The following is a 21,207-nucleotide window of genomic DNA, read 5'->3' on the forward strand; positions in this document are numbered from 1 at the left end:
CATTTAAAGGAGATTTTTATTCCTATACAGAAAGGGTATAAAAGGAATACACGAAAAGGAGTTGTATATAAATGGAGGATGTTACAGTAGGGCATATTGAAGTTAATGGAGGAAACGTCTGGTACCGGATTACCGGGAAAGGGCCGGGAATTCCGCTGCTGGTGCTGCACGGGGGACCGGGGTCGAAAAGCAGCGACAGTGATCCGCTGCGCCAGCTCGGGACGGACCGGCCGGTGATCCAATACGACCAGCTTGGGAGCGGGAATTCGGATCGTCCGACAGATAATTCGCTGTGGACAGTGGAGCGTTTTGTTGAAGAACTGGAGCAGGTGGTCGAGGCGCTGGGCTTGGAGGAATTCCATCTGCTCGGGCATTCTTGGGGCACGATGCTTGCCGCTTCTTATCTATTCAAAAATCCGAAAGGCGTCCGCAGTGTGATATTTTCGGGACCGGCTCTCGATGCACAGCGCTGGGAGCGGGATCAGCGGAATCTTTTGAAAGAGTTCCCGAAGAACATCCAGGAAACGATTGAGCATAGCGAGCGTGAAGGAACGACCGATTCTGCCGAATACAACGAGGCGATGACAGCCTATTACAAGCGCCATATGTGCCGCGTCGATCCGTGGCCTGAAGAGCTGGTGGAAGATATGAAGCAGATGAATCACCAAGTCTACAATTATATGTGGGGCGCTTCGGAATTTACGGTGACCGGAACGCTGAAGCATTTTGATGCAACAGACCGTTTGGGCGAAATAAAAATTCCGGCTTTGTTCACATGCGGCCGTTACGATGAAGCGACGCCAGAAGCCACCGAGTATTATGCGGGTCTGGTGCCGGATGCGGAATTTCATGTCTTTGAAAACAGCTCGCACATGCCGGGTATTGAGGAGCCGGAAGCGTATGTCGAAGTGGTGCGGGAATGGGTGAACCGGCAGGAGATGAAGCCGGGGGCTTAAAATAAGTAATAGAAAAACCGTTAACCTTCTATCAGGGTTAACGGTTTTTGGGTTAAGGAAATCATCAAACTTGATTCGTACCGAAAAGTTCTACAACTAAGGCGAAAAAGCAGACAGTACTCGTAAAGAAGTAAAGTATTGCTGTCTTTTTGCGCTGATCAAGATACTCATAGATGCCTGAAGAAGTGAACAGTAAAAAAGAGAGTGTGAAAAAAAGAGTCATGCTCCCTGTGAAATTCGGGTTGAAAAAATGATTGGCTGCTACAAATAAGAAAAGGGTGCCGATCAGCCAGGATATAAATTTAAAAAGTTTCAAGGAATCCCTCCTAAATTTTAGGTGTAGCTGGGTCTGGTTACTTTCTAGATTAAGCTTATCACAGGACTTTATGGGTTTAAATGGAATTACTAGAAAGTGGGATGTTTGGTCTTTCGGGCTCGTGAGCGTTCCTCAGCTCACGAGCCCCGGCAGTTTGCCGTGGCAAACTGTTCCATTCCAGTGTTTTTGTTCTGAAGTTTTGGAACAGAATTTGATATTGACACTGTTGGTAATATGGTACGATTAAAGCGTGAATAATGCTTCGTTCACAGTAGAAATATAGGCGGAATTTAAAATTTTTGGGAGGTGTAAAGCATAAAAACGGAACTGGATTTATTGCCTAAAGCGTTAGCGATTGAGTGTTTGTTGAAGCGTATTTCATCCAACCACAAGGAGCGTGAATACCTAGAAAACCAGTTGCACCGAGCGGCTGCAGGAATTCGCGGCGAAGGCAAGATGGTCAAGAAGTTTCGGGAATTTTCATATGAAGGTAATTATTTGCCTGTATGGGATCTGAATATGCTGTTGGGCGAGTGGGCGGTTCAGATTGATGGTCTGCTGCTGACTGACCGTTGTGCCATAGTGATGGATTCCAAGAATGTCAGCGGTGAAATCCATTACGACCTTGTGAATGAGGAATATTACAGGAAGGACTTGCCGAGTGGCGAAATCCTGACTATGGATAATCCCGTGTTCCAGCTGAATAAGCATATTCATTTTATCCGGAAATGGTTTAAGCTCCACAATATCAATTTGCCCGTCACCGGTTTGATTGTTTACACTGCAAACAGTTGTGTATTCCACACGAAGCCTTCTGATGCTTTGATTTGCAAAACGTATCAGATGAACCAATATCTCTACCGAATTCTTCGGGACAGTCCCCTAACCGCCGTTTCCCGTCCGCTTGAGGACATCGGGAAGCTGATCGCGGCAAACCAGGTCCCCTTTAAATTATCCCCTTTGAGCAAGTTTTATAAGATCGACTTACGTGACTTGAAGACCGGTGTCTATTGTAATAAATGCTCCAGCCTCGGCATGCGGCGTATAAAGAAATCCTGGATCTGTGCGGCCTGCGGAAATAAAGATGCGGGTGCCGATCGACTGGCGGTGCAGGAATATTTTTCATTGATAGATGGAGAGCTGACGAATAGGAAGTTTCGGGAGTTTAGTGGAATTGATAATTCTGACTCAGCAAGACGTGTTTTAACTAAATATGACTTAGAGATAACTGGCGAGAGAAAAACACGGGTCTATAGAATAAAGAATAGATGAAAAATACGTTATTATTTATGAATTTTGGTGAGAGTTGAATGGTGTTTTTGAGTAAATCATGAGAATCGCTGATAAACGGTGAAAAATCGCTGATAAAGTGGAATAAATCGCTGATAAAACATCGAAAATCGCTGATAAATCATCAAAAATCGCCGATAAACCCAAAACCCAGCCTCCACCTCTCACCAACAAACCCAAAGAAGGAAGCTTTTCGCTCGCGAAAAGCCCCTTATCAAGATCAAAACCAAAAAAGACGGCCGCGAAATCATTCGCGGCCGTCTTTCATATTACATACTTTCTATTTCCTTTTCATTCCGCTTAACCGCCGGACGCGTTAACGAGAAGACGGCAAAGCCGAGTGCGCCGAGCACGATGACGGCGCCGACCCAGGAGGTGCTGGTGACGGAACCGGTTTGGGCGAGTGTGAAGCCGCCGATTGCGGAACCCAGCGCGATGCCGACTTGCAGGGCAGAATTATTGAAACTCTGCTGGATGTCGGAAGTGGTGGGATCCGTTTCAATCAGGTAGCTTTGCTGCGGCGGGGCGAGTGCCCAGCTTAGCGCTGCCCAGATGACCATCACCGGCAGGAAGATGACTAGTGAAAATGTGCTGAAGGGCAGCAGGAACAGTGAGACCGCGAATGCGGAAATGACGATCAGGATGCTTTTCTTCGAGCCGATCGAATCGGACATGGTGCCGCCGATTGCGCCGCCGCTTACTGCAGCCAGGCCGAATACGAGGTAGCAGACGCTGACCCAGAACGGATTCAAGTTCATTGTCGTTTCGAGAAACGGCGTAAAGTAGGCGTAGACGGTATAATGGCCAGCCAGCATGAACATCGTTGCCAGGTGAGCGGTGCCGATTTTTGCGCTGGCAACCGCTTTTAATTGCTGCTTCAGCGGAATGGCCGTACTGCCCGGAATCGGCTGGATGTAAAGCGCGATCAGCGCCATTGAGCCGATGGACAATGCGGCGATGCCAAGGAAGATGAAGCGCCAGCCGAATGCATCCGAGATGAGGATGCCGAGCGGAACGCCGAGAACGAGCGACGAAGAGACGCCCATGAAAATCAGGCCGATCGCTTTCGCGCGGTAAGGCGGTTCGACGATTTTAGCAGCGATCGTGAGCGACAGCACGATGATCAGCGCTGTACTCGCAGCCGTCAAAATCCGTGCAATCATCATCCAGGTGAAATCAGGACTGAAAAATGTCATGATATTGCCGAGGAAAAAGATGAACAAGGAGATCAGATAGACTTTCTTGCGCTCAAAACGGCTGGTCGCCACCAGCAGGACCGGACCGGCAATCGCATAGATCAACGCGAATAAAGTGATTAATTGTCCAGCCGAACTTACCGATACATCGAATTCATCGGCTATCGTCGGCAGGATTCCTCCGACAATCAATTCCACAAGTCCGACTGCGACCGTGGATAAGGCTAAGATATAGACTTTCAGGTTCATTGCAATTACGCTTCCTTTCCAATTAAAAATTGCTCTATTTGTCAGAAAATAAAAAAATCCTGATTACAGAAAACGAGTAGTCGTTTTCTGTAATCAGGATTTTGCGGTTCCTGGTAGAGACCCTTAAGCCGTATTCTTAAGGTTATACAGAGAGTATGGTCGTTCAATTGATTACTTTGAAAATCTTACTACATAAATTTTTTTTGTGCAAGCAGGTAAAAGAGTGGAAATAAAAATTTGAACGTGTTCCTGACAAAAGGTATGATTTGAGAAACCTTAATTTTCGAGAAAAGGAAGTGGAGCAAGTGCAGAAAAAATGGCTGATTTATGGAGCTTATGGCTATACGGGGGAATTGATTGCGAGGGAAGCGAAAAAGCGTGGCTGGAATCCTGTGCTGGCCGGACGTAATCCAGACAAACTGAAACCGCTGGGCAAAGAGCTGGAACTGGAAACGCGCGTCTTTCCGGTAGGACCGTCCGCTGCTGAAAACCTGAGCGATATCGCCCTTGTGCTGCACTGCGCCGGTCCTTTCCAGAAAACGAGCGGACCGATGATCAAGGCGTGCCTTGAGGCGGGTGCCGATTATATGGACATCACCGGCGAAATTTCCGTTTTCGAACACAGCTTCGCGCAGGATGCGAAAGCGAAAGAAGCGGGCATCACCATCTGTTCAGGCGTCGGTTTTGATGTGATTCCAACAGACTGCACAGCGCTTAAATTGAAAGAACTGTTGCCGGATGCGAGCAGTCTATCACTCGGATTTGATTCGGATTCAGGCATTTCACCGGGGACATTCAAGACGATGATCGAAGGGATGGGGTCTGGCAGTGCGGAGCGGCAGAACGGCCAATTGATACCGGTGCCGATCGGAAGCCAGCATCGCACGATCGATTTCGGCCGAGGCTCACGTTCTGCGATGGGCATCCCTTGGGGCGACGTGTCGACCGCATTCCACACAACCGGGATTCCGAATATCGCCACTTGGATTCCGATGAAAAAATCGCGCATTTTTGGTGCGCGCATCTTCGGCAGCGCCGGAGCCATCCTTGCTTTGCCTGCTGTCCAGAAAGCCCTCAAGAATTTAGTGAACCGACGTGTGAAAGGTCCAGACGAAACCCGTCGCGCCGGAGCACCCGCTTATATTTGGGGAGAAGCGCGCAATGAGGATGGTGTTGCAAAAACGGTTCGGATTAAAACGGCGAACGTCTACGATTTGACGGTTTATGGCGCACTTGAATCCGTCAGCCGCCTGCTCGAAGGAGAGTTTCCGAAAGGAAGCTACACGCCGGCGATGCTTTTCGGCTCAGGATTGGTAGAGGAGTTGCCAGGATCCGGCAATTTTGAAGAAGAGACGATTTATCCAGGATGAAAAATGGAATAGCATATGTGAACCACACCAAACACACCACGCACCCTCGGTGTGTTTTTTTATCCACTTCTATAAACAATAATTATTTTATTATCAAAATAATCAATTATTTATTGTGTGGATAATTTGGAAGGATTAAAATAAAGAGTATAGTTCAGGACGAAAAAAGAGCTACGGGAGGTGGAAATATTGGGAAAATCAGCAATGGATGGATGGCCAGGCGAGCTGAGGAGCGGAGTGCTGGCATTGGCCGTGCTGTCACAATTGAATGAACCGAGAAACAGCGCAAACCTGATCCGGATCTTGGAACAAAGGGGATTGTTGGAAAATCCCGGCACATTGGCGCCTATGCTCCGGCAGCTTGAAAAGCAGAAGCTGCTGTTGGGGGATTGGGAAGGGGCAGGAGACAGGCCGCAAAAGTATTACACGTTAAGCGAAAAAGGAGCGGACGCATTCAGTCAGATGACAGAGGAGTGGCGGAAAGTAGCGGAAGAACTTCAAAAGCTTATTGAAGGGGATGGTTCCGATGACATTGATTGACCGGTATGTCGGTGAAGTGGTGCGCAGGGTGCCGGCGAAAGAGAGGGACGATATCGGAAAAGAATTGCGGGCCACCCTGGAAGATTTATTGCCACTGGGATACGCGGAAAAAGAAGAGCGCGAACTGCTTATGAAATTCGGCGATCCGGCTGTATTGGCAAGCAAGTATCGATCGCAGCCCAGGTATTTGATCGGACCGGCGTTCTTTGATGCTTATGTGACTTTACTGAAGATTATTATTCCAGTCGTCGTCACTGTCGTATTGATGGTGCTGATCATTACTACCATCTTCTCGAGTGCCGGGGAAGCATCAGTGGCGAGTGTCGTCGGTGGCCTTTTTGCGGATGGGATTGCTGCTGTGGTTGATACAGCGGTGAATGTCTTTTTCTGGGTGACTCTTGTCTTCTTTATCATTGAATGGGTCGACCGGACAAATCGTGCAACTGGAAAGACGCCAATCGTGCTGCCGGAAAAAGGATGGACACCGGATGATATGGCCTCCGAGCAGGAGCTGATGCCTAAAAACCGGGTTATTCCACGAAGTGAGCCTGCTTTTGATTTGATTTGGACTGCTGTATGGGTTTCAGTCTATTTCAACGCGGATAAATTGATCGGCATCTATGAAGGCAGTGCGTCCGGCCTTGACTTTACGACGCCGGCATTCAATCAAACCGTGCTGTTGTCCTATTGGCCGCTTGTTCTGCTGACAGTCATCCTTCAAATCATCATGGATGTCTGGAAGTGGGCACGCAGAAGATGGGATTTCAGGATGGCAACTTATAATTTAGCCCTGCAGACGCTGACCGTGCTGGTTTTCATCTTGTTATTCACAAATGCGGAGATCTTTACAGAGGGCTTCATTTTGGAGCTTGAAAGGATATTCGGCTCAGCGGACGCATTGAACTGGATTGTCGGAGGACTGCTTTTCACCGTTGCCCTGTTTGCTGTTATTGATGTGATCCAAGGTTTCAGGAAAACGTTCATGAAAGAAGGTTCCTCCTTGAAAAAGTGGAGAATGGGCAAAGGATCAAGCTGATTCTTTTTACGGCAATAAAGACCGGATTCTCTCGCCAAGTTGAGGGTTCAAAATAGACTGAGGCAGGCCAGTAAGTTAAATTATATATATTGGTCTCCCATTCTCTGAGAATTCGGGAGCAACTGAACAGGCGGGAGGCGATAAGATGGAGAAAAAAATTCCGGAACTTACATCTGCACTTCGCGAAAAAGATGGCGTTCATATCTTTTACCTGAGTGAAGAAGAAGAAGCCTATATCAAGAATATTTTAGTTTTCATTTTGGATGGTATCAAAAATGGCGATTATATTTTTATAGTTGAAAATCCTCGTCTAACACCCGCGATTTATCAGCGGTTGGAGCAGTTGGTAACCAAAGATGAATTGAAATCAGTACAGTTCACTAATAACTTCGAGTTTTACTGGAGTGAAGGCAATTTTCTGCCTGTATCCATCATTGAATACTTTAAGGCAAAGCTGAATGAGGCTACTAGCGAAGAAAAGTTTTTCCGGACGTGGGGCCATATCGAATGGGGCAGCGGAGACGATATTGAAGATGAGATTCTCCTCTACGATAAAAGCGCGACCCAGTTTATATCGGAAAATAAGTTTATCGCTGTCTGCGCCTATGATTTAACCCGGGTTTCTGCAGGACTGCAGGAAAAATTGCGTACGAGACACAGTTATTTGATGGAAGATGACCGGATAAATGAAATTGCAGCTTCCTGAATGTAATCGATAATGAAAGGCGTTCCGCTGAAAAGGCGGGATGCCTTTCATTTTTTTATTGTGGAAAGAAGTAATCCGTTTTAATTGAAGTGTACGGTCATCATAGGGTTTATCTGTGTCAAGCGGGGGAATAATAAAAAATATAGCTTTTGTATAACGACTTAGGAGACGGACTGCAAGGAGAGAGGAATGGACATTATACTTCATAAAGTAGCGGAATTCATCAGAGAAGAAAATAAATCCTTAACAAAGAATCTGTTGATGCAGGCAACGGAAGAACTGCAATTGGACTTGACGGATGAACAGCTTGCAAAACATTGTGAATTGATCGGACGGCTTTTGGATAAGGTGGCACTGGGACTAATAAGCACCCGCCAGGAAACCCTGGATATGGAAATGGATTACGATATCGACCATTACTTTTACTATGACGGGACGCTTTTGAAAAATACAGTTGAAATCATCAGCACGTTCCGGCTTTCGCTTTTGCATGAACTGCAGGAGAGAGGCGTTCTGGAGAACAGCAGCGCAGCAGAACTCTCTAAACTTTATCATCACGTAATCTATATTTTTGATGATGCGCTTCGGAAAACGACAACGAATTTCAATCTGGAAAATCAGAAACTGCTGGATTCCAATGAGCAGGAGATCATGGAGTTGGCTGCGCCGATTGTTCCGATCAGAAGAGGGGTCGGTGTCATGCCGCTCATCGGTGAATTCACCGATTCCAGGGCTGCATATCTGTCGACGGAAGTCATTCCGAAGGTCGTGGACTTGGATATCGAGCAACTTGTAATCGATTTTTCAGGAATTCATCATTTCGATACCAATGTGGCCCAGCAGATCTTTCAGATTCGGGACCTTCTGCAGTTGCTTGGCATAAAGCCGATATTGACGGGAATCCGGCCAGTGATTGCCCATACTGCTGTGAGCCTGGGGATCAACATGAGTGACATGCAGACTTATGGAACTGTAAAAGAATTCTTGGAGTTAACTGAACACTGAAGGAAACCGTCGGCTGAACTCTCAGTTGACGGTTTTTCTTTTTGCTCGGCTGCTAATTTAGGGGGAGTATTTTGGGGAATTTGAATGACACGCTTGACATGTTTGTGGAACATGCTAAGATTATGAAAATTGAAAGCGGCTATACGAACGTTGAATGATGGATTGAGTAGGCTGATTGCGGGCAGCAGGAAGAGACTGGATGAGTGGTGCAAATCCAGGCAGCAATTCAGGTGAATTACACCATCTGTAATTTCGGCGATGAATGAAGTGGATATTTCGGCACAGGCGGAAATATCAAATTGGGTGGTAACGCGGAGAGAGTCTTCGTCCCTTTGTCAGGGGCGCGGGCTTTCTTTTTTTCGTTTCACATACTTTTTAGCATCCAGGAGGAATCATCAATGTTTCGTATCAAAGCAGTTTTATCACCGAGTTTTCCAGAAGCGCTTGCGCTCACAGCCATCATCGCAGCTATCATCAGTTCAAGCATCATCTTTTTTGAAGCGCCTCCTCATGTGCCGATTCTTTTGGCGATTTTACTGTTGATCTGCTATGGATTGGTAAAAAAGATCTCCTACAAAGAACTGGAACGAGGTTTAGTGGAAGGGGCGGGAGCAGGGATGAGCGCGGTATTCCTGTTTTTCTTCATCGGCATCCTCATCAGCAGCTGGATGTTGAGCGGCACCATTCCGACTTTGATCTTTGCCGGATTTAATCTGGTTACACCACTCTTTTTCTTTGCCATCGTCTTTATCGTCACGTCAATCATCGGTTTGTCCATCGGCAGTTCACTGACGACTGTTGCCACAGTGGGAGTCGCGGTTATCGGAATTGCCGGCGCACTTGATCTGTCGCTAGCTGTTACGGCAGGTGCCATTGTTTCCGGAGCATTTTTCGGTGATAAGATGTCACCTCTGTCGGATACGACCAATCTGGCATCGTCGATTGTCGGTGTGGACTTGTTTGAACACATCCGGAACATGAGCTGGACGACGGTTCCAGCTTTCGTGCTGACATTGATATTCTTCGGGCTCATGTCACCGTCCATCACACTCGACAATGCAGCAGAAATTGCGGTGTTCAAAGAAGGCCTGCTGCAGACAGGTTTGATTCATTGGTATTCAATCATTCCGCTCCTCGTCCTGATCACTTTAACAATCATGAAAGTGCCGGCGCTGATGACACTTGCTGCGAGCTCGATAGCCGCTATCGCCGTTTCGATGCTTCATATCAGTCTTACAGTTCCTCAAACGCTCGGTGTTCTTTTTGGCGGTTATGTCTCGGCAACCGGCATCGAAGAAATCGACGCACTCCTGTCAAGAGGGGGCATGGAAAGCATGTTCTTCACCATCGGCCTGGTGCTGCTGGCACTCAGCATGGGAGGTTTATTATTCACTTTAGGAATCGTTCAATGTCTGCTGATGAAAATTGAAAGCCTGCTGAAGAAAGTATCTTCAGTTATCGCGGCTTCGGCGTTGACGGCAATCGGCATCAACATCCTGATCGGGGAACAATATCTGTCGATCCTTCTGACGGGACAGGCATTTCAAGGGCCATACGAAAAAGCGGGGCTGGCGGGCAAGAATTTGAGCCGGGTCATGGAAGATGCCGGAACAGTTGTAAATCCACTTGTTCCGTGGAGTGTCTGCGGGATTTTCATCACATCCGTGCTTGGCGTCCCGACGCTTGAATATTTGCCGTTTGCGTTCTTCTGTCTCTTGTCGCCTGTATTGACGGTATTATTCGGAATCAGCGGGAAGACATTGACGTACAATAAAAAGCTTAAGGCTGCATAAAAAATGAAGACGCCTTTGGGGTGGCTGTTTTGCTCGGGTTCGTTTACCATTGAAAGCAGAAGGTAAACAGCACGGATCCACCATTCGAATATGAAAGGGGTTTTCATATGGAATCGGCGATTGAAATTTTAAGCATCGTCTGGCCGATTGTGCTTGTAGGAGCGATATCGCTTTTTGTCATTCTCAGATTGAAAGGCAAACAGAAGCGGGGGACGCTCGGCAAGAAAGAAACAAAAGCTGCCCAGGATTTACTGGACAGTCTGATTCCTCTCGGGATGGTCTTTGGCAGTGCGCTGGGGCTGGTATTAAGCCTGATCTTTCCCTTTGCCATGTCGACGGGCATTACGTTTGGGGCGGGATTTGGATTGCTTGGCGGCTATTTCGCTTATGAACATTCAAGTAGGCAAGAAGAACGGAACGTTCAGTAGAAAATAAAAGCAGCAAAACAGTCAGCTTCATTTCTGACCGTTTTGCTGCTTTTATTATTTACAGTCAGCGACCTTGCTAGATCGGCAGCACATAGTTATGACGCTTACACAAAAACTATACAAACTGAGTTTCCAAGTTTAAAATTGAGGGAATAAGAAGGAGTATTGCCACGTTCTGAAGAAAGCTCTTTTACTGAGATGTCCCTGCAAACTTCAGCCGGCTGGATAGAATAAAATAAGGTAGGGAAGAGAGGCGGTACATATATGAATAATGCTGGAAAATCCGTAATCGTGATTGGGGGAGGCCTTGGCGGTCTGTCAGCGGCTATTTCACTAGCTCAGAAAGGTTACGCGGTCTCTTTATATGAGAAGAATGATCATATTGGCGGGAAAGTGAACCGTCTGGAGCAAGATGGGTTCGGTTTCGATCTTGGCCCTTCGATTTTGACGATGCCGCATATATTCGATAAATTATTCCGGGGAAGCGGCAAGCGGATGGAAGATTATGTGCAGATGAAACGGCTCAACCGGGAATGGCGCTCGTTCTTTCCCGATGGTACCGTACTGGACTTATACCGCAACCTACACACAATGGAACGGACAAATCCTGCTCTTTCCAAAAAGGATATTAAAGAATACTATTCACTGCTGAAATATTCACAGCGTATCTACAAGACGACGGAACACAGCTATTTGGCGGAAGGCTTCGAATCGCCGAAAGAAGCGGTGGCTCAAAACGGCATCATCGCGACATTAAGAGGATTCGATTTGACTTCTACGATGTACGAGGGCATCTCCAAGCGCATCAGTAATCCGCATTTGCGTGACATGCTATCGTATTTCGTCAAATACGTCGGCTCTTCCCCGTACAGTGCGCCGGCTGTTCTCAACATGATGATTTATATGCAGCATGCGCAGGGCTGCTGGTATGTACCGGGCGGCATGCATAAACTTGCGGAAGGCCTGACGAAACTGGCAAAAGAAGAAGGCGTTCAAATTCACACGGGTATGGGCGTTGTCCGAGCCCGCACTGATCACAACAAGAAAATCGCTGGTGTCGAACTCGAAGATGGTTCATTCAAAACAGCTGATTACTATGTATCCAATATGGAAGTGATTCCATTCTACCGGAAAATGGTGGACGCAGACGATAAGTTTGTCGAGAAGCTCGAGAAGAAATATGAGCCGGCAAGTTCCGGGCTCGTCCTGCATTTGGGTGTGAAGAAAACATATCCTTTCCTGAATCACCATAATTTTTTCTTCTCTGAAAACCTGAAAGAACAAATGGAAAAAGTGTTCGAAAAACATGAGCTGCCGGACGATCCGACCATTTATCTGGTCAATGTCAATAAGACAGATCCCACACAGGCTCCTGAAGGACACGAAAACATCAAGATCCTTCCGCATATCCCCTATATTCAAGACAAGCCATTCACGCCGGAACAGTACCTGGATTTTGAAAACCGGGTGATCGATAAGCTGGAACGCATGGGCCTTGATGGACTTCGGGAAAATATCGTGACGCGTGATGTATGGACGCCGCATGATATTGAACGGGTCTATGGTTCTGACCGGGGGGCGATATACGGCACCGTTTCGGACAAGAAACGCAATGGCGGATTCAAGCATAAGAAGCAAAGTGAGCTTTACGATAACCTCTACTTTGTCGGCGGCACCGTCAATCCCGGCGGCGGCATGCCGATGGTGACACTCAGCGGCCAGCAGGTGAGCGATAAAATTGTGAAACGTGACCAGACTGGAAAACGGTAAATCCAGATTTAAGGAGGAGCTTCATCGCTTCTCCTTTTTATAATGCCTTGAACAAAAACTTACACGATTATTAATGTCCCGGTCATAGTTTGTTCATATCCTCTTGCTAAAGTGATGTTATCGATAAAAAGAAAGAGGGATGAAAATGAAGCAGGCTATCTATTTTGCAATTGGAATTATCGTTGCCTCAGCCATTTTCCTGATGGTGGGATTCAATAAAGAAGAAGTCGTGGCGACAGTCGATGGCACAGAAATCGAACAGGATGCACTTTATGAGCAAATGGTGAAAACAAGTGGAGCAGAGGCGTTGGATATCATGATTTCCAATGAAATCATCCGCCAGGAAGCCGAAAAAGCGGACATTGAAATCACCCAGGAAGAATTGGATGCGGAACTCGCGGAATACGAAGAGCAATACGGCGGTGCTGAAGGGCTTGCTGCTGCACTTGAAGGAAGCGGGTTAACCAAAGAGGATCTGGAAGAGGAAATGAAGAACTTTTTGAGAATCGAGAAATTGATCGGTCCGGAAATCGAAATCACAGATGAAGCGATCGAGACATATTTCAAGGAGAATAAAGAAGCTCTTGGCCAAAGCGCAACCGTGGAAGCCAGCCATATCTTGACTGAAACAAAAGAACAGGCGGAAGAAGTGGCGCAGAAATTGGCGGATGGGGAAGACTTCGCAGAACTGGCTGCTGAATATTCCGTTGATACGGCCAATGCTGAAAACGGCGGTGAACTTGGCAGCTTCGGAAAAGGTGAAATGGCGCCTGAATTCGAAGAAGCGGCATTCGCGATGAAACCGGGTGAAGTCAGCGATCCGGTCCAAACTGATTTCGGATATCACATCATCAAAGTGACGGATAAAACGAAAGCTTCTGAAGCAACGCACGAAGACAGCAAAGAGCAGATCAAAGAGATCCTGTTCGATGAAGCATTGAATGCAAAATATGCTGCTTGGATTGCCGAGAAACAAGCGGCGTATGATATTGAAAACAAACTAGACCAAGACTGATTGATTTTGCCGATGAATAGTAGAAAATGAAAACCGTGATTTGGAATTGATCCAAATCACGGTTTTTCTATGTGCATCGATTTTATTCGACTGAAAGATATTCGCTGAGGGCGTTCTGCAGCGTTCCCAACGTTTTGGTTTTAGGATCGAATGATAAACCAAGATTGATCATTTTCCGGACGACTTCTGACCGCAAGCCCGTAATGACGGTTCTGCAGCCCATCATCGCACTGCCATCGATGATTTTCATCAGGTGATGGATGACCTCTGGTTCCATGTCGGCAATACCGGACATATCCAGGATCAAAGTTTCGATATGGCTGTCTCCAACCTCGGTCAGCACTTTTTCTTCCAGAATTGATGCACGGAAAGAATCGACTGAACCTATCAGCGGCAAGATTGAAACAGCTGCATTGATCGGAATGATCGGCACCGAAAGATTTTCGACAAGCTTGCGATGTGCCATGAGCAATGAATCTTTATAGGTGGAGTAGTTGATGAAAAAGTGATTCAGGAACGTATCCACGCGTGTATTCACATCTTGTTCCATGGAGAAGAAGTCGAATCCGGATTTATTGTATGTAGCATCGTTGTACTGCTGGAGGAAGGTCCAAAGGGTGCGGCGGATGGCCTGGATCCATTCCAGCTTAAAGGAAAGTTCGATCGAATGCGTCGCCCAGGCAATGCCTTCCTGCTTTGCGAATAATTTAAGCTCCTCTTCCTGTCCTTCAACTATATAGCCGACAACTTTGTGGGCATTTGAAACGAGATCGATATTGCCGATTCGCAGGATTTCATCAATCCGGTCTTTTACATTAACGGCTTCTTCCAATAATTTTTCATCAAATGCTTCCCGGTATTTTTCAAAGAAAACCTTAATTTCTTCTGATTTTTGCAATGCCTCAGCCATTCCTTTTTTCTCCTTTGATAAGTAATTTTTTATAAATACTTCCATTACCTTTAATTAAGTATAGCATTATTGAAATTCAGATTGTAAACCTGTGTCTAACAAAATGAACAATTCTAACTATACCCAAGCTATTTTTTGGCGAAACCTTAATCCCGGCAAAAATAAGCAGCAGTTCAATTATGGAGCGCTTAGAAGCGGCTGTCTTATTAATGTGCAGGAGTTTAAGGATTCATGTGGAATAAACAATTATCAAATCCATTGCTGAAAGGGAGAAGGCACTTTGAAAACCATGGCTGCCTGTTTATGTATTGTTGGAGGAATCCTTTGGGGAATGAAACCGTTATACGATTTTGTGGTGATCGGCAGGCAAATCAACACAGGATATTTCGCCAGCGATTGGACGGACTACGTCAAGTTTGTGTTTCCGCTTCTTTGTCTTGGGGGCATTTATGTTCTTCATGTTCTATATAGCAGGAAACTGAAGAATCCACTCCTCCTGTTGAGTGCGGCACTCGTGTTTAATGGGTTGTTCCATTTTTTTGAGATTTATTTTCCGGACACCGGCATACCGTTCGGTTTGCTGTTTTTGTTTTCAGGAACGGTATTGCTGGCGGTTGGTTCCTTTATGCTGATGAGGCGAATAAGCTTCCATAAAGAAATTCCCCGCGTGTTGTTGTGGCTGACGCGTACATTATTCGTGGTGACGCTGCTTTTTTGCCTGTCACCATTTTTAACGGGTTTATTTCAGGAACAATTTTATACGATGATGCTGATTTCACTGATGATGGCAGTCGGATTTATATGGGCAGGAATCGGGGGAGCGCTTTTAGCTGCACTTCAAAGCAAAGCGGGTGCTGCTGATCCGCAAGTTGAAAACAGCCAAAATCGGCAACTTTAAAGATTGCAAAAATTCCGCAAAAATCTGTGGGAAAACCATTGCGCCCTAGAATTTTCCAACATATAATAAATCAACCGTATTTACGGGGGACATGGGAGAAAAGAGGGCACGCGGCAGATGAGAGCGAATGAGATCAAAACGATCGAGCAGTTGATAGAAGAGATTCGTAGTTTATGGGGAGAGCGGTCAATTAGCCGCTTACACATTTGGTTAGCGGAATTAGAGACGGAAGCGGATTATTACAGGCTGATTCGCATGGCGGATCAGGCAGAGCTTTATAAATACAGCAATCTATTGGCGTCACATGCCTATAAACGTTTCGGCACGCTGCGTCCGTTTTCCTGGCATTGTACACGGTTATTGGAAACAGGCAAGAGCCTGGAAGCGGAAGAGAGAATGACAGCGCGGCTGCACGGTGTGCCGGAGTCGAACTTCACGGTCGACGAACGGGTATCGGCGCATATGCTGTTATTCCGCGTCTTCTGCCAGTTGAACCGGATGCCGGAAGCGAAAGAACAATTGGAGAAGATCAAAGAAGTGAAAAGCGCCGCATGGGCGGATCTTGATGCACTCTATCATCTTCACAGCGGCAAATGGGACGATGGCGAAGCGATTTTAAGAGACGCTTTGATAGATCCGAACGCAGACCGCAGTGATTATGTCCGCAGCTTATTGGCCGATCATCTATCGATGGCAGGCCGCCAAAGCGAATCGCTTGAGGTGCTGAAAGAAGGTCAGAAGCTCTATCCGCACAATTGGTCATTCTGTATGGAGCAGGTAAGACGTCTGTTCCACCTGAATCGGTTTGAAGAAACAATTGCATTGATGAATGATATCAATGCGAAAAATCCGTATCACGCTCATCGTGATTATTACGTGTTTCTGACAGCGGAATGTCTGTATAAGCTTGAGAAGTGGGACGCACTCGAGGCTTGGATTTCACAGCATCAAAAAGTATTGGAAAAGACGATCTACGGTAAAACGACGATTCAGCGTGAAGCAACTCACAAACAATTGAGACTGACGCCGAAAGTCCAAAAGCTCGATTATTGCGTGCCGGCTTCGCTGTCGATTATGCTGGAAGCATATGGAATGGATACCGGTCAGGACGAAATTGCGTCGCATGTGTTTGACGTGACGGGCTCGAAACTTCGGACAACGATGACGTATATGGAGTCGCTCGGTTTAAAGGGACAGTATTTCAAAGGGAATCTTGAACTTTATAAAAAGCTGATTGATGCAGGACGGCCGGTGCTGCTGTCGATGATGATTGAGAACAGTGCCCACGTGCAGGTGGTGGTCGGCTATGATGACCGGCTGCAGGTGATGCTCATCCAGGATCCGAATGACTTGGCACCATCGTTGATTCCTTACGCAGAACTGAAAGACGTCTATAAGATGACGGATTCACTCAGTATGATTTTCGTCAATCAGGCGCAAGAACATGTATTGGCGGAGCTGAATCCGGCAGAGCATCAATTCTATGAAAAGATGTATGAATTTTTGGATGAGGAAGAGGAGCTTGAAAGTGAAGCATTTTTTGCTTTCCTGGAAGCGCATCCGGAAGAACGCTATGCTGCTGTAATCGGGATATCGATCCTTTTTTCCGACCGGGCTAAAGCTCTTCATGATAAATGGGTGGAGCGGCTGCGCCAGGAATTGGGTCCGGAGGATTCGGATTTGGCACTGTTGATCGCCCATCTGCATTTCCAGAAGGATGAATTGCCGGAAGCGTTGGCATCTCTCGCTGCAGTCAATGAAAAGAACAGTCCGTATGCGCTGTTTTTACGCGGCGTCATCCTGATGAACCAGGATAGCCACACTCAGGCAATTCCATATTTCAAGCAATCGATTGAACTGGATCATTATCAGCCGGCGGCTTACAGCCATTTGGCACGCTGCTATATGGAGGTGGGCAAAATTCATCAAGCGTATAAATGGTCGCTGATTGCTATTGAGCAGCTGCCATCGGATACGCAAGCCAGAATTACGCACAGCCTGATCCAATACGAATCCGGAGCTTACGCAAAATCTTTGGAGAGGTTCCGTAAGCTGAGTGAAGAGCATCCGAAAGATGGCTATTTCATCTATGAAATTGGCCGTTGCCTGCTGGCGCTGGGCGAAGAGGCGGAAGCCACCGCAGCTTTTGAACGTTATATCAAAATGGCGCCGGAATTGCCGTATGCTTATCTGCGTCTTGCCGAAATCCATATGGCGGCGGAAAACTGGAAAGCGGCATCCGTAATTGTCAGCAAAGGATTAGAGCATGCAGACAATAAAGACGTGCTCCACGTTTACAGCGGACATATCGCAGCAGAGCAGAATCAGTTCGCTGACGCGGAAAGCGAATACCGCAAAGCGCTCGAACTCGATTCGGAAGATTTGTTTGCCGTGACGTTCATCGCACATACACTTGTGAAGCAGGAACGGTTTGAAGAGGCCGTTGCATTTTTGAAACAGTACAGCGCAAAAGGTGATACCGGTTATTTCATCCGTTCATCGACGATGCTATGGGAAGAGTGGCCGGAATACGCAGGGCAGCAGCACGCTTTGTCACTGCTGGAAAAAGGGCTGGAAAACAAAGAGCTCGAAGATTATGCGGATATGGCGGTGCAGTATGCGGATTTCGGCGGCAATCCGCTTTTCCGGAACCGGGTATTGAATACATTCAAAAAATTGCGGGAGACAGAGAGCGATGCGACCTTGCTGTGCATCGAAGGCCAATTGCATGAGCAGGCAGGGAACCATCCTTTTGCGAGGATGCTTTACGAAATGGCATCGGAGAAAGAACCGAGTGCGCAAGCTAATTTCCAACTCGGCTTGCTTGAAGCGGAAGCAGGCAGATTGGATGAAGCGATTCCATATTTGGTCCGCAGTGCTGAACTGGATCCTGAAAATTCTGCTGTGCGGGAAGCGCTGGTCAAAGTTTACACGGAAAAGGAAGACATTCCGCGGGCTTTTGCGGCGGCTCTGATTTTATTGCAGAACGATCCGCTTGAACTCGATTTCAAGGAATTATTCGAGCTGGCAGTAACGGAAGAATCTGTCGAAGCAATTTCAAAAGCCTTGGACCAGGTGGCAGAACAAGTGCCGGAGGAATGGTGGCTTGTCGGAAAAGCGCATTGCGCGGAAAAAGAAGGGCGCATCAAAGAAGCGGAAGACTTGTTTGAACAGGCTAAAGCGCTGAACGGCGCGTTTCCTTCCTACTACCAGCATGCCGAATTCTGCGTGAGGAGAGGGCAATTGAAACGCGCCGCGCTGCTGTTGGAAGAGCTTATCGGAAAGCATCCGGAAGACGAACGCCTTTACGAAGAATATGTCCGAATCTATGCAGAAATGGGCAAAACCCATGACATCAATAAGCGCCTGAAAAAGCTTCTGAAGGGCGAAGAGCTCGGACTTGCGCAAGCCTTTTGCGCAGATGCGCTGGGCCAATGGTTTACTGCGACTGAAGAAGAAGCGGAAATCGAACATGAGAAAAAAGGCGGACTCGGCAAGCTGCTTCACACAGGGCAGCGGTTACGGGTATCGACAACGATTTTCATCCTCTACGGTGAAGCGATGAAACGTGCGCCGAAACATGAAGTGCCAGTTCTGCGCCATGCGATGTATTGCCTGTCACGCGGTATGGCCAAAGAAGCCGTTGAAGAGCTCGCGCCATTTGTCAAACGAACAGGTAATTACGAGGCAGCGAGCCTGCAATTGGAAGCGACACTGCAGCTGGCGGCCGACAAACAATCGGAAAAACTGATCCATAAAGCGATCAAATTGGCAGAAAAGCTGCATGGAGAGCAGCCAAATGATGCGGTTGTATTGATGAATTGGGGCCATGCGCTGGTTGTCATCAACGAGACGGATGAGGCTCTTGAGAAATACGATCATGTCATCCGTTTGGAACCGTTTAACGGAGAACCGTATGTCCGGATGCTTGAAATCCTGTCTGATGAAAGAAAATCAGAAGTGCCCGCATTGCTTGAGCGGATTCCAGTGGAACTCGAAAGCAGCGAGTGGATTCGGATGGCTCGGGGGATGAGCTGCATCAAAATGGGAGAAGCGGCAAAAGGACGTGAGCTTTTGGCCGCTTTGACTAAGGAAGAAGCGGACTTCTCGCCGGCCTTTTACGAATTGGCATGCTGCGAAATGCTTCTTGGCAATAAGACGGGAGCGATCAGAACATTGCGTGAGCTGTTCCGTAAGGAAGATGGCGTAAACTTTGTGATGGCTATCGGCGAAGAGCCGTTGTTTGAAGAGATTTATGAAGATATCGATGAGCTGGTGGCAGAATTAGTTTAGAAAGTTCTGAAGTCAGGTCTGTTCGGTAACAATGAGGAACGCATAGCTGAAGCACTGCTTTAGCTATGCTCTTTTTTGTATATGATAAGATGAACTTATCTGTGGAGACATACTGTTCGAGAGGAGTAGATGTTATTGAAAATCAAGTGGTGGCTTTTATTACTGCTGATTTCGGCGCTTGGTCTAGCGGCATGCCAGAGCAATGCAAATGGAAGCGAAGAAATAAAAGAAGAGAAGTCAAAAGAAGAAGTGAAAGAAGAAGTTGAAATTGACGAAAAAAAATTCGCAGTCAGCAAAGAAGTGACGGAAATTGAAGTGCTTACTTGGGAAGGCGATCAATATATTACGACGATTGAGGATGAGCTGTTAATAGAAGACCTTGTCTATGCACTGGAAAATGCGGAAATAAATTACACCGGCAACGTTGATTGGGCTGGCCCTGATTACAAATTACTGTTCAAACACGAAGAGGAAGTTCTGTATGAAATTGGCTATTGCAATACAATCCAAAATTTCGAGGGCGGCACTACAGGCAGGTACTGGGAATTCGATCAATTGTACAAAGTGGACATCGAATTGCCAATCGAGCAGCCGTAATCACCAGAGCTGCATCGTATTTTACATTGTAAAGGCGCACTCGCATAAGAGTGCGCCTTTATTATGAATTCAAGAGGTTGGTGTTGAAAGAACGGCATTCTCTTTTTTTAGATCTCTTCATAACACTCCTGTTAATAATGCTTAAGCACTCTCAATCCCCGCATCGTGTAGAATGTCGAAACCCATTTGGGTCCGTAGAATCCATTGCTCCTTGTATGGGTTTCTCCTATCCAGCCCGATTTGCCGCCTGACAGCGGGGGCATTGCCCAGCAAATATTCGAGTATATTCATTTTGACAGCCTCCTGCGAAAAAATGGCTTGAAAAGCTCATGTCTGGTATTGGCTGCTGAACCGGGCGACCAGCTTATCGATTTGCTGATCCCGTTTTTTATTGCCCCAATTGATGACTCCCGAAGCGCTGATCTTTGCGCCTTTTTCCTCGAGAAATTGTTTCATCTTGGACAGTGCCCGGCTGCCGCCCATCCATTTGTATGGAAATTGTTCAGTCACAAAACAGGAAACATTATTTGTATCGAAATCGGGTATTTGTTTAAGATACAGATGAAATCCGGGGCAGAGATTGAATGCCTGCACCCATGCACCGAAAATCAGCGCGTCATAACCAGCTGCATTGGGAATATGATCCAGCCGAATGTGTTCGGGTTTTTGCGGTCCTTCCGGGGGCTCGGTGTTTTGAAATCTTTCCAATGTAACCTCATGGCCGCCATTCTGCAGTTTTTCGCGAAGCTTTTCACCGACCAGCAGTGTGTGTCCCGACTGTGAATGTACGATAATTCCAATCTTCATGACCTCTGCCTCCATTCAACTCAGTTTTTCGA

Annotated in this window: 18 protein-coding genes and 1 riboswitch; of the genes, 14 read left to right on the plus strand and 4 right to left on the minus strand. The window is 46.9% G+C overall.

The genetic code is table 11. The features are described 5' to 3' along the window. Positions 1–71 precede the first annotated feature (71 nt). A complete protein-coding gene (locus D2910_RS08955) occupies positions 72–956 on the plus strand; it encodes a proline iminopeptidase-family hydrolase (protein WP_117313252.1) in 885 nt (294 codons plus the stop codon). Between the two features lie 64 nt (positions 957–1,020). Here D2910_RS08955 and D2910_RS08960 read toward each other — a convergent pair whose 3' ends face one another. Then, a complete protein-coding gene (locus D2910_RS08960) occupies positions 1,021–1,272 on the minus strand; it encodes a hypothetical protein (protein ID WP_117313253.1) in 252 nt (83 codons plus the stop codon). A gap of 336 nt (positions 1,273–1,608) precedes the next feature. Between D2910_RS08960 and D2910_RS08965 the strand changes: the two genes are divergently transcribed. Beyond that, entirely contained in the window at positions 1,609–2,544 is a 936-nt protein-coding gene (locus D2910_RS08965; protein ID WP_117313254.1) for a nuclease-related domain-containing protein, read from the plus strand. 287 nt (positions 2,545–2,831) lie between these two features. Here D2910_RS08965 and D2910_RS08970 read toward each other — a convergent pair whose 3' ends face one another. Continuing rightward, positions 2,832–4,007, minus strand: coding sequence for an MFS transporter (locus tag D2910_RS08970; RefSeq protein WP_117313255.1), 1,176 nt, complete (start codon positions 4,005–4,007; stop codon positions 2,832–2,834). A 70-nt stretch (positions 4,008–4,077) separates the two neighbouring features. Next, a riboswitch (purine riboswitch) is annotated at positions 4,078–4,177 on the minus strand. A gap of 135 nt (positions 4,178–4,312) precedes the next feature. Here D2910_RS08970 and D2910_RS08975 point away from each other — a divergent pair. The 9 genes from D2910_RS08975 to D2910_RS09015 all read left to right on the plus strand — a co-directional run bounded on the left by D2910_RS08975 (position 4,313) and on the right by D2910_RS09015 (position 13,670). Continuing rightward, positions 4,313–5,377: a saccharopine dehydrogenase family protein gene (locus D2910_RS08975; protein ID WP_117313256.1), complete on the plus strand. Its 1,065-nt coding sequence runs from the start codon at positions 4,313–4,315 to the stop codon at positions 5,375–5,377. A gap of 189 nt (positions 5,378–5,566) precedes the next feature. Continuing rightward, complete coding sequence (locus D2910_RS08980; RefSeq protein ID WP_117313257.1) at positions 5,567–5,917, plus strand: PadR family transcriptional regulator; 351 nt, start codon at positions 5,567–5,569, stop codon at positions 5,915–5,917. Then, a complete protein-coding gene (locus D2910_RS08985) occupies positions 5,904–6,953 on the plus strand; it encodes a hypothetical protein (RefSeq protein ID WP_117313258.1) in 1,050 nt (349 codons plus the stop codon). Before D2910_RS08980 ends, D2910_RS08985 begins: the two co-directional genes overlap by 14 nt. A 145-nt stretch (positions 6,954–7,098) precedes the next feature. Further along, the gene (locus D2910_RS08990) at positions 7,099–7,659 is read left to right on the plus strand and encodes an MEDS domain-containing protein (protein WP_117313259.1); all 561 of its coding nucleotides are present in this window, start codon (positions 7,099–7,101) and stop codon (positions 7,657–7,659) included. 189 nt (positions 7,660–7,848) lie between these two features. Further along, positions 7,849–8,664 (plus strand): STAS domain-containing protein, encoded by an 816-nt coding sequence (locus D2910_RS08995; RefSeq protein WP_117313260.1) that lies wholly within the window; start codon positions 7,849–7,851, stop codon positions 8,662–8,664. 398 nt (positions 8,665–9,062) lie between these two features. Next, on the plus strand, positions 9,063–10,457 hold the full coding sequence (nhaC, locus tag D2910_RS09000; RefSeq protein ID WP_117313261.1) for a Na+/H+ antiporter NhaC: 1,395 nt from the start codon (positions 9,063–9,065) through the stop codon (positions 10,455–10,457). 107 nt (positions 10,458–10,564) lie between these two features. Further along, positions 10,565–10,885: a hypothetical protein gene (locus tag D2910_RS09005; RefSeq protein ID WP_084242786.1), complete on the plus strand. Its 321-nt coding sequence runs from the start codon at positions 10,565–10,567 to the stop codon at positions 10,883–10,885. 264 nt (positions 10,886–11,149) lie between these two features. Continuing rightward, positions 11,150–12,655 carry a phytoene desaturase family protein gene (locus D2910_RS09010; RefSeq protein WP_117313262.1) on the plus strand — a complete coding sequence of 502 codons (1,506 nt, stop codon included), beginning with the start codon at positions 11,150–11,152 and terminating at the stop codon, positions 12,653–12,655. A 145-nt stretch (positions 12,656–12,800) separates the two neighbouring features. Beyond that, the gene (locus D2910_RS09015) at positions 12,801–13,670 is read left to right on the plus strand and encodes a peptidylprolyl isomerase (protein ID WP_117313263.1); all 870 of its coding nucleotides are present in this window, start codon (positions 12,801–12,803) and stop codon (positions 13,668–13,670) included. An 82-nt stretch (positions 13,671–13,752) separates the two neighbouring features. Here D2910_RS09015 and D2910_RS09020 read toward each other — a convergent pair whose 3' ends face one another. Next, positions 13,753–14,580, minus strand: a complete 828-nt coding sequence (locus D2910_RS09020) for an STAS domain-containing protein (RefSeq protein ID WP_117313264.1) — start codon at positions 14,578–14,580, stop codon at positions 13,753–13,755. 331 nt (positions 14,581–14,911) lie between these two features. Between D2910_RS09020 and D2910_RS09025 the strand changes: the two genes are divergently transcribed. From D2910_RS09025 to D2910_RS09035, 3 genes are all read left to right on the plus strand, one after another. Next, the gene (locus tag D2910_RS09025; protein WP_117313265.1) at positions 14,912–15,478 is read left to right on the plus strand and encodes a hypothetical protein; all 567 of its coding nucleotides are present in this window, start codon (positions 14,912–14,914) and stop codon (positions 15,476–15,478) included. A gap of 117 nt (positions 15,479–15,595) precedes the next feature. Then, entirely contained in the window at positions 15,596–19,771 is a 4,176-nt protein-coding gene (locus D2910_RS09030) for a tetratricopeptide repeat protein (protein ID WP_117313266.1), read from the plus strand. Positions 19,772–19,906: 135 nt separating this feature from the next. Continuing rightward, positions 19,907–20,368 carry a hypothetical protein gene (locus D2910_RS09035; RefSeq protein WP_117313267.1) on the plus strand — a complete coding sequence of 154 codons (462 nt, stop codon included), beginning with the start codon at positions 19,907–19,909 and terminating at the stop codon, positions 20,366–20,368. Between the two features lie 327 nt (positions 20,369–20,695). Here D2910_RS09035 and D2910_RS09040 read toward each other — a convergent pair whose 3' ends face one another. Next, a complete protein-coding gene (locus D2910_RS09040; RefSeq protein WP_117313268.1) occupies positions 20,696–21,175 on the minus strand; it encodes a flavodoxin family protein in 480 nt (159 codons plus the stop codon). Between the last annotated feature and the right edge of the window lie 32 nt (positions 21,176–21,207).

The sequence above is a fragment of the Planomicrobium okeanokoites genome, assembly GCF_003428875.1.
GTDB classification, from domain to species: Bacteria; Bacillota; Bacilli; order Bacillales_A; family Planococcaceae; genus Planococcus; species Planococcus okeanokoites.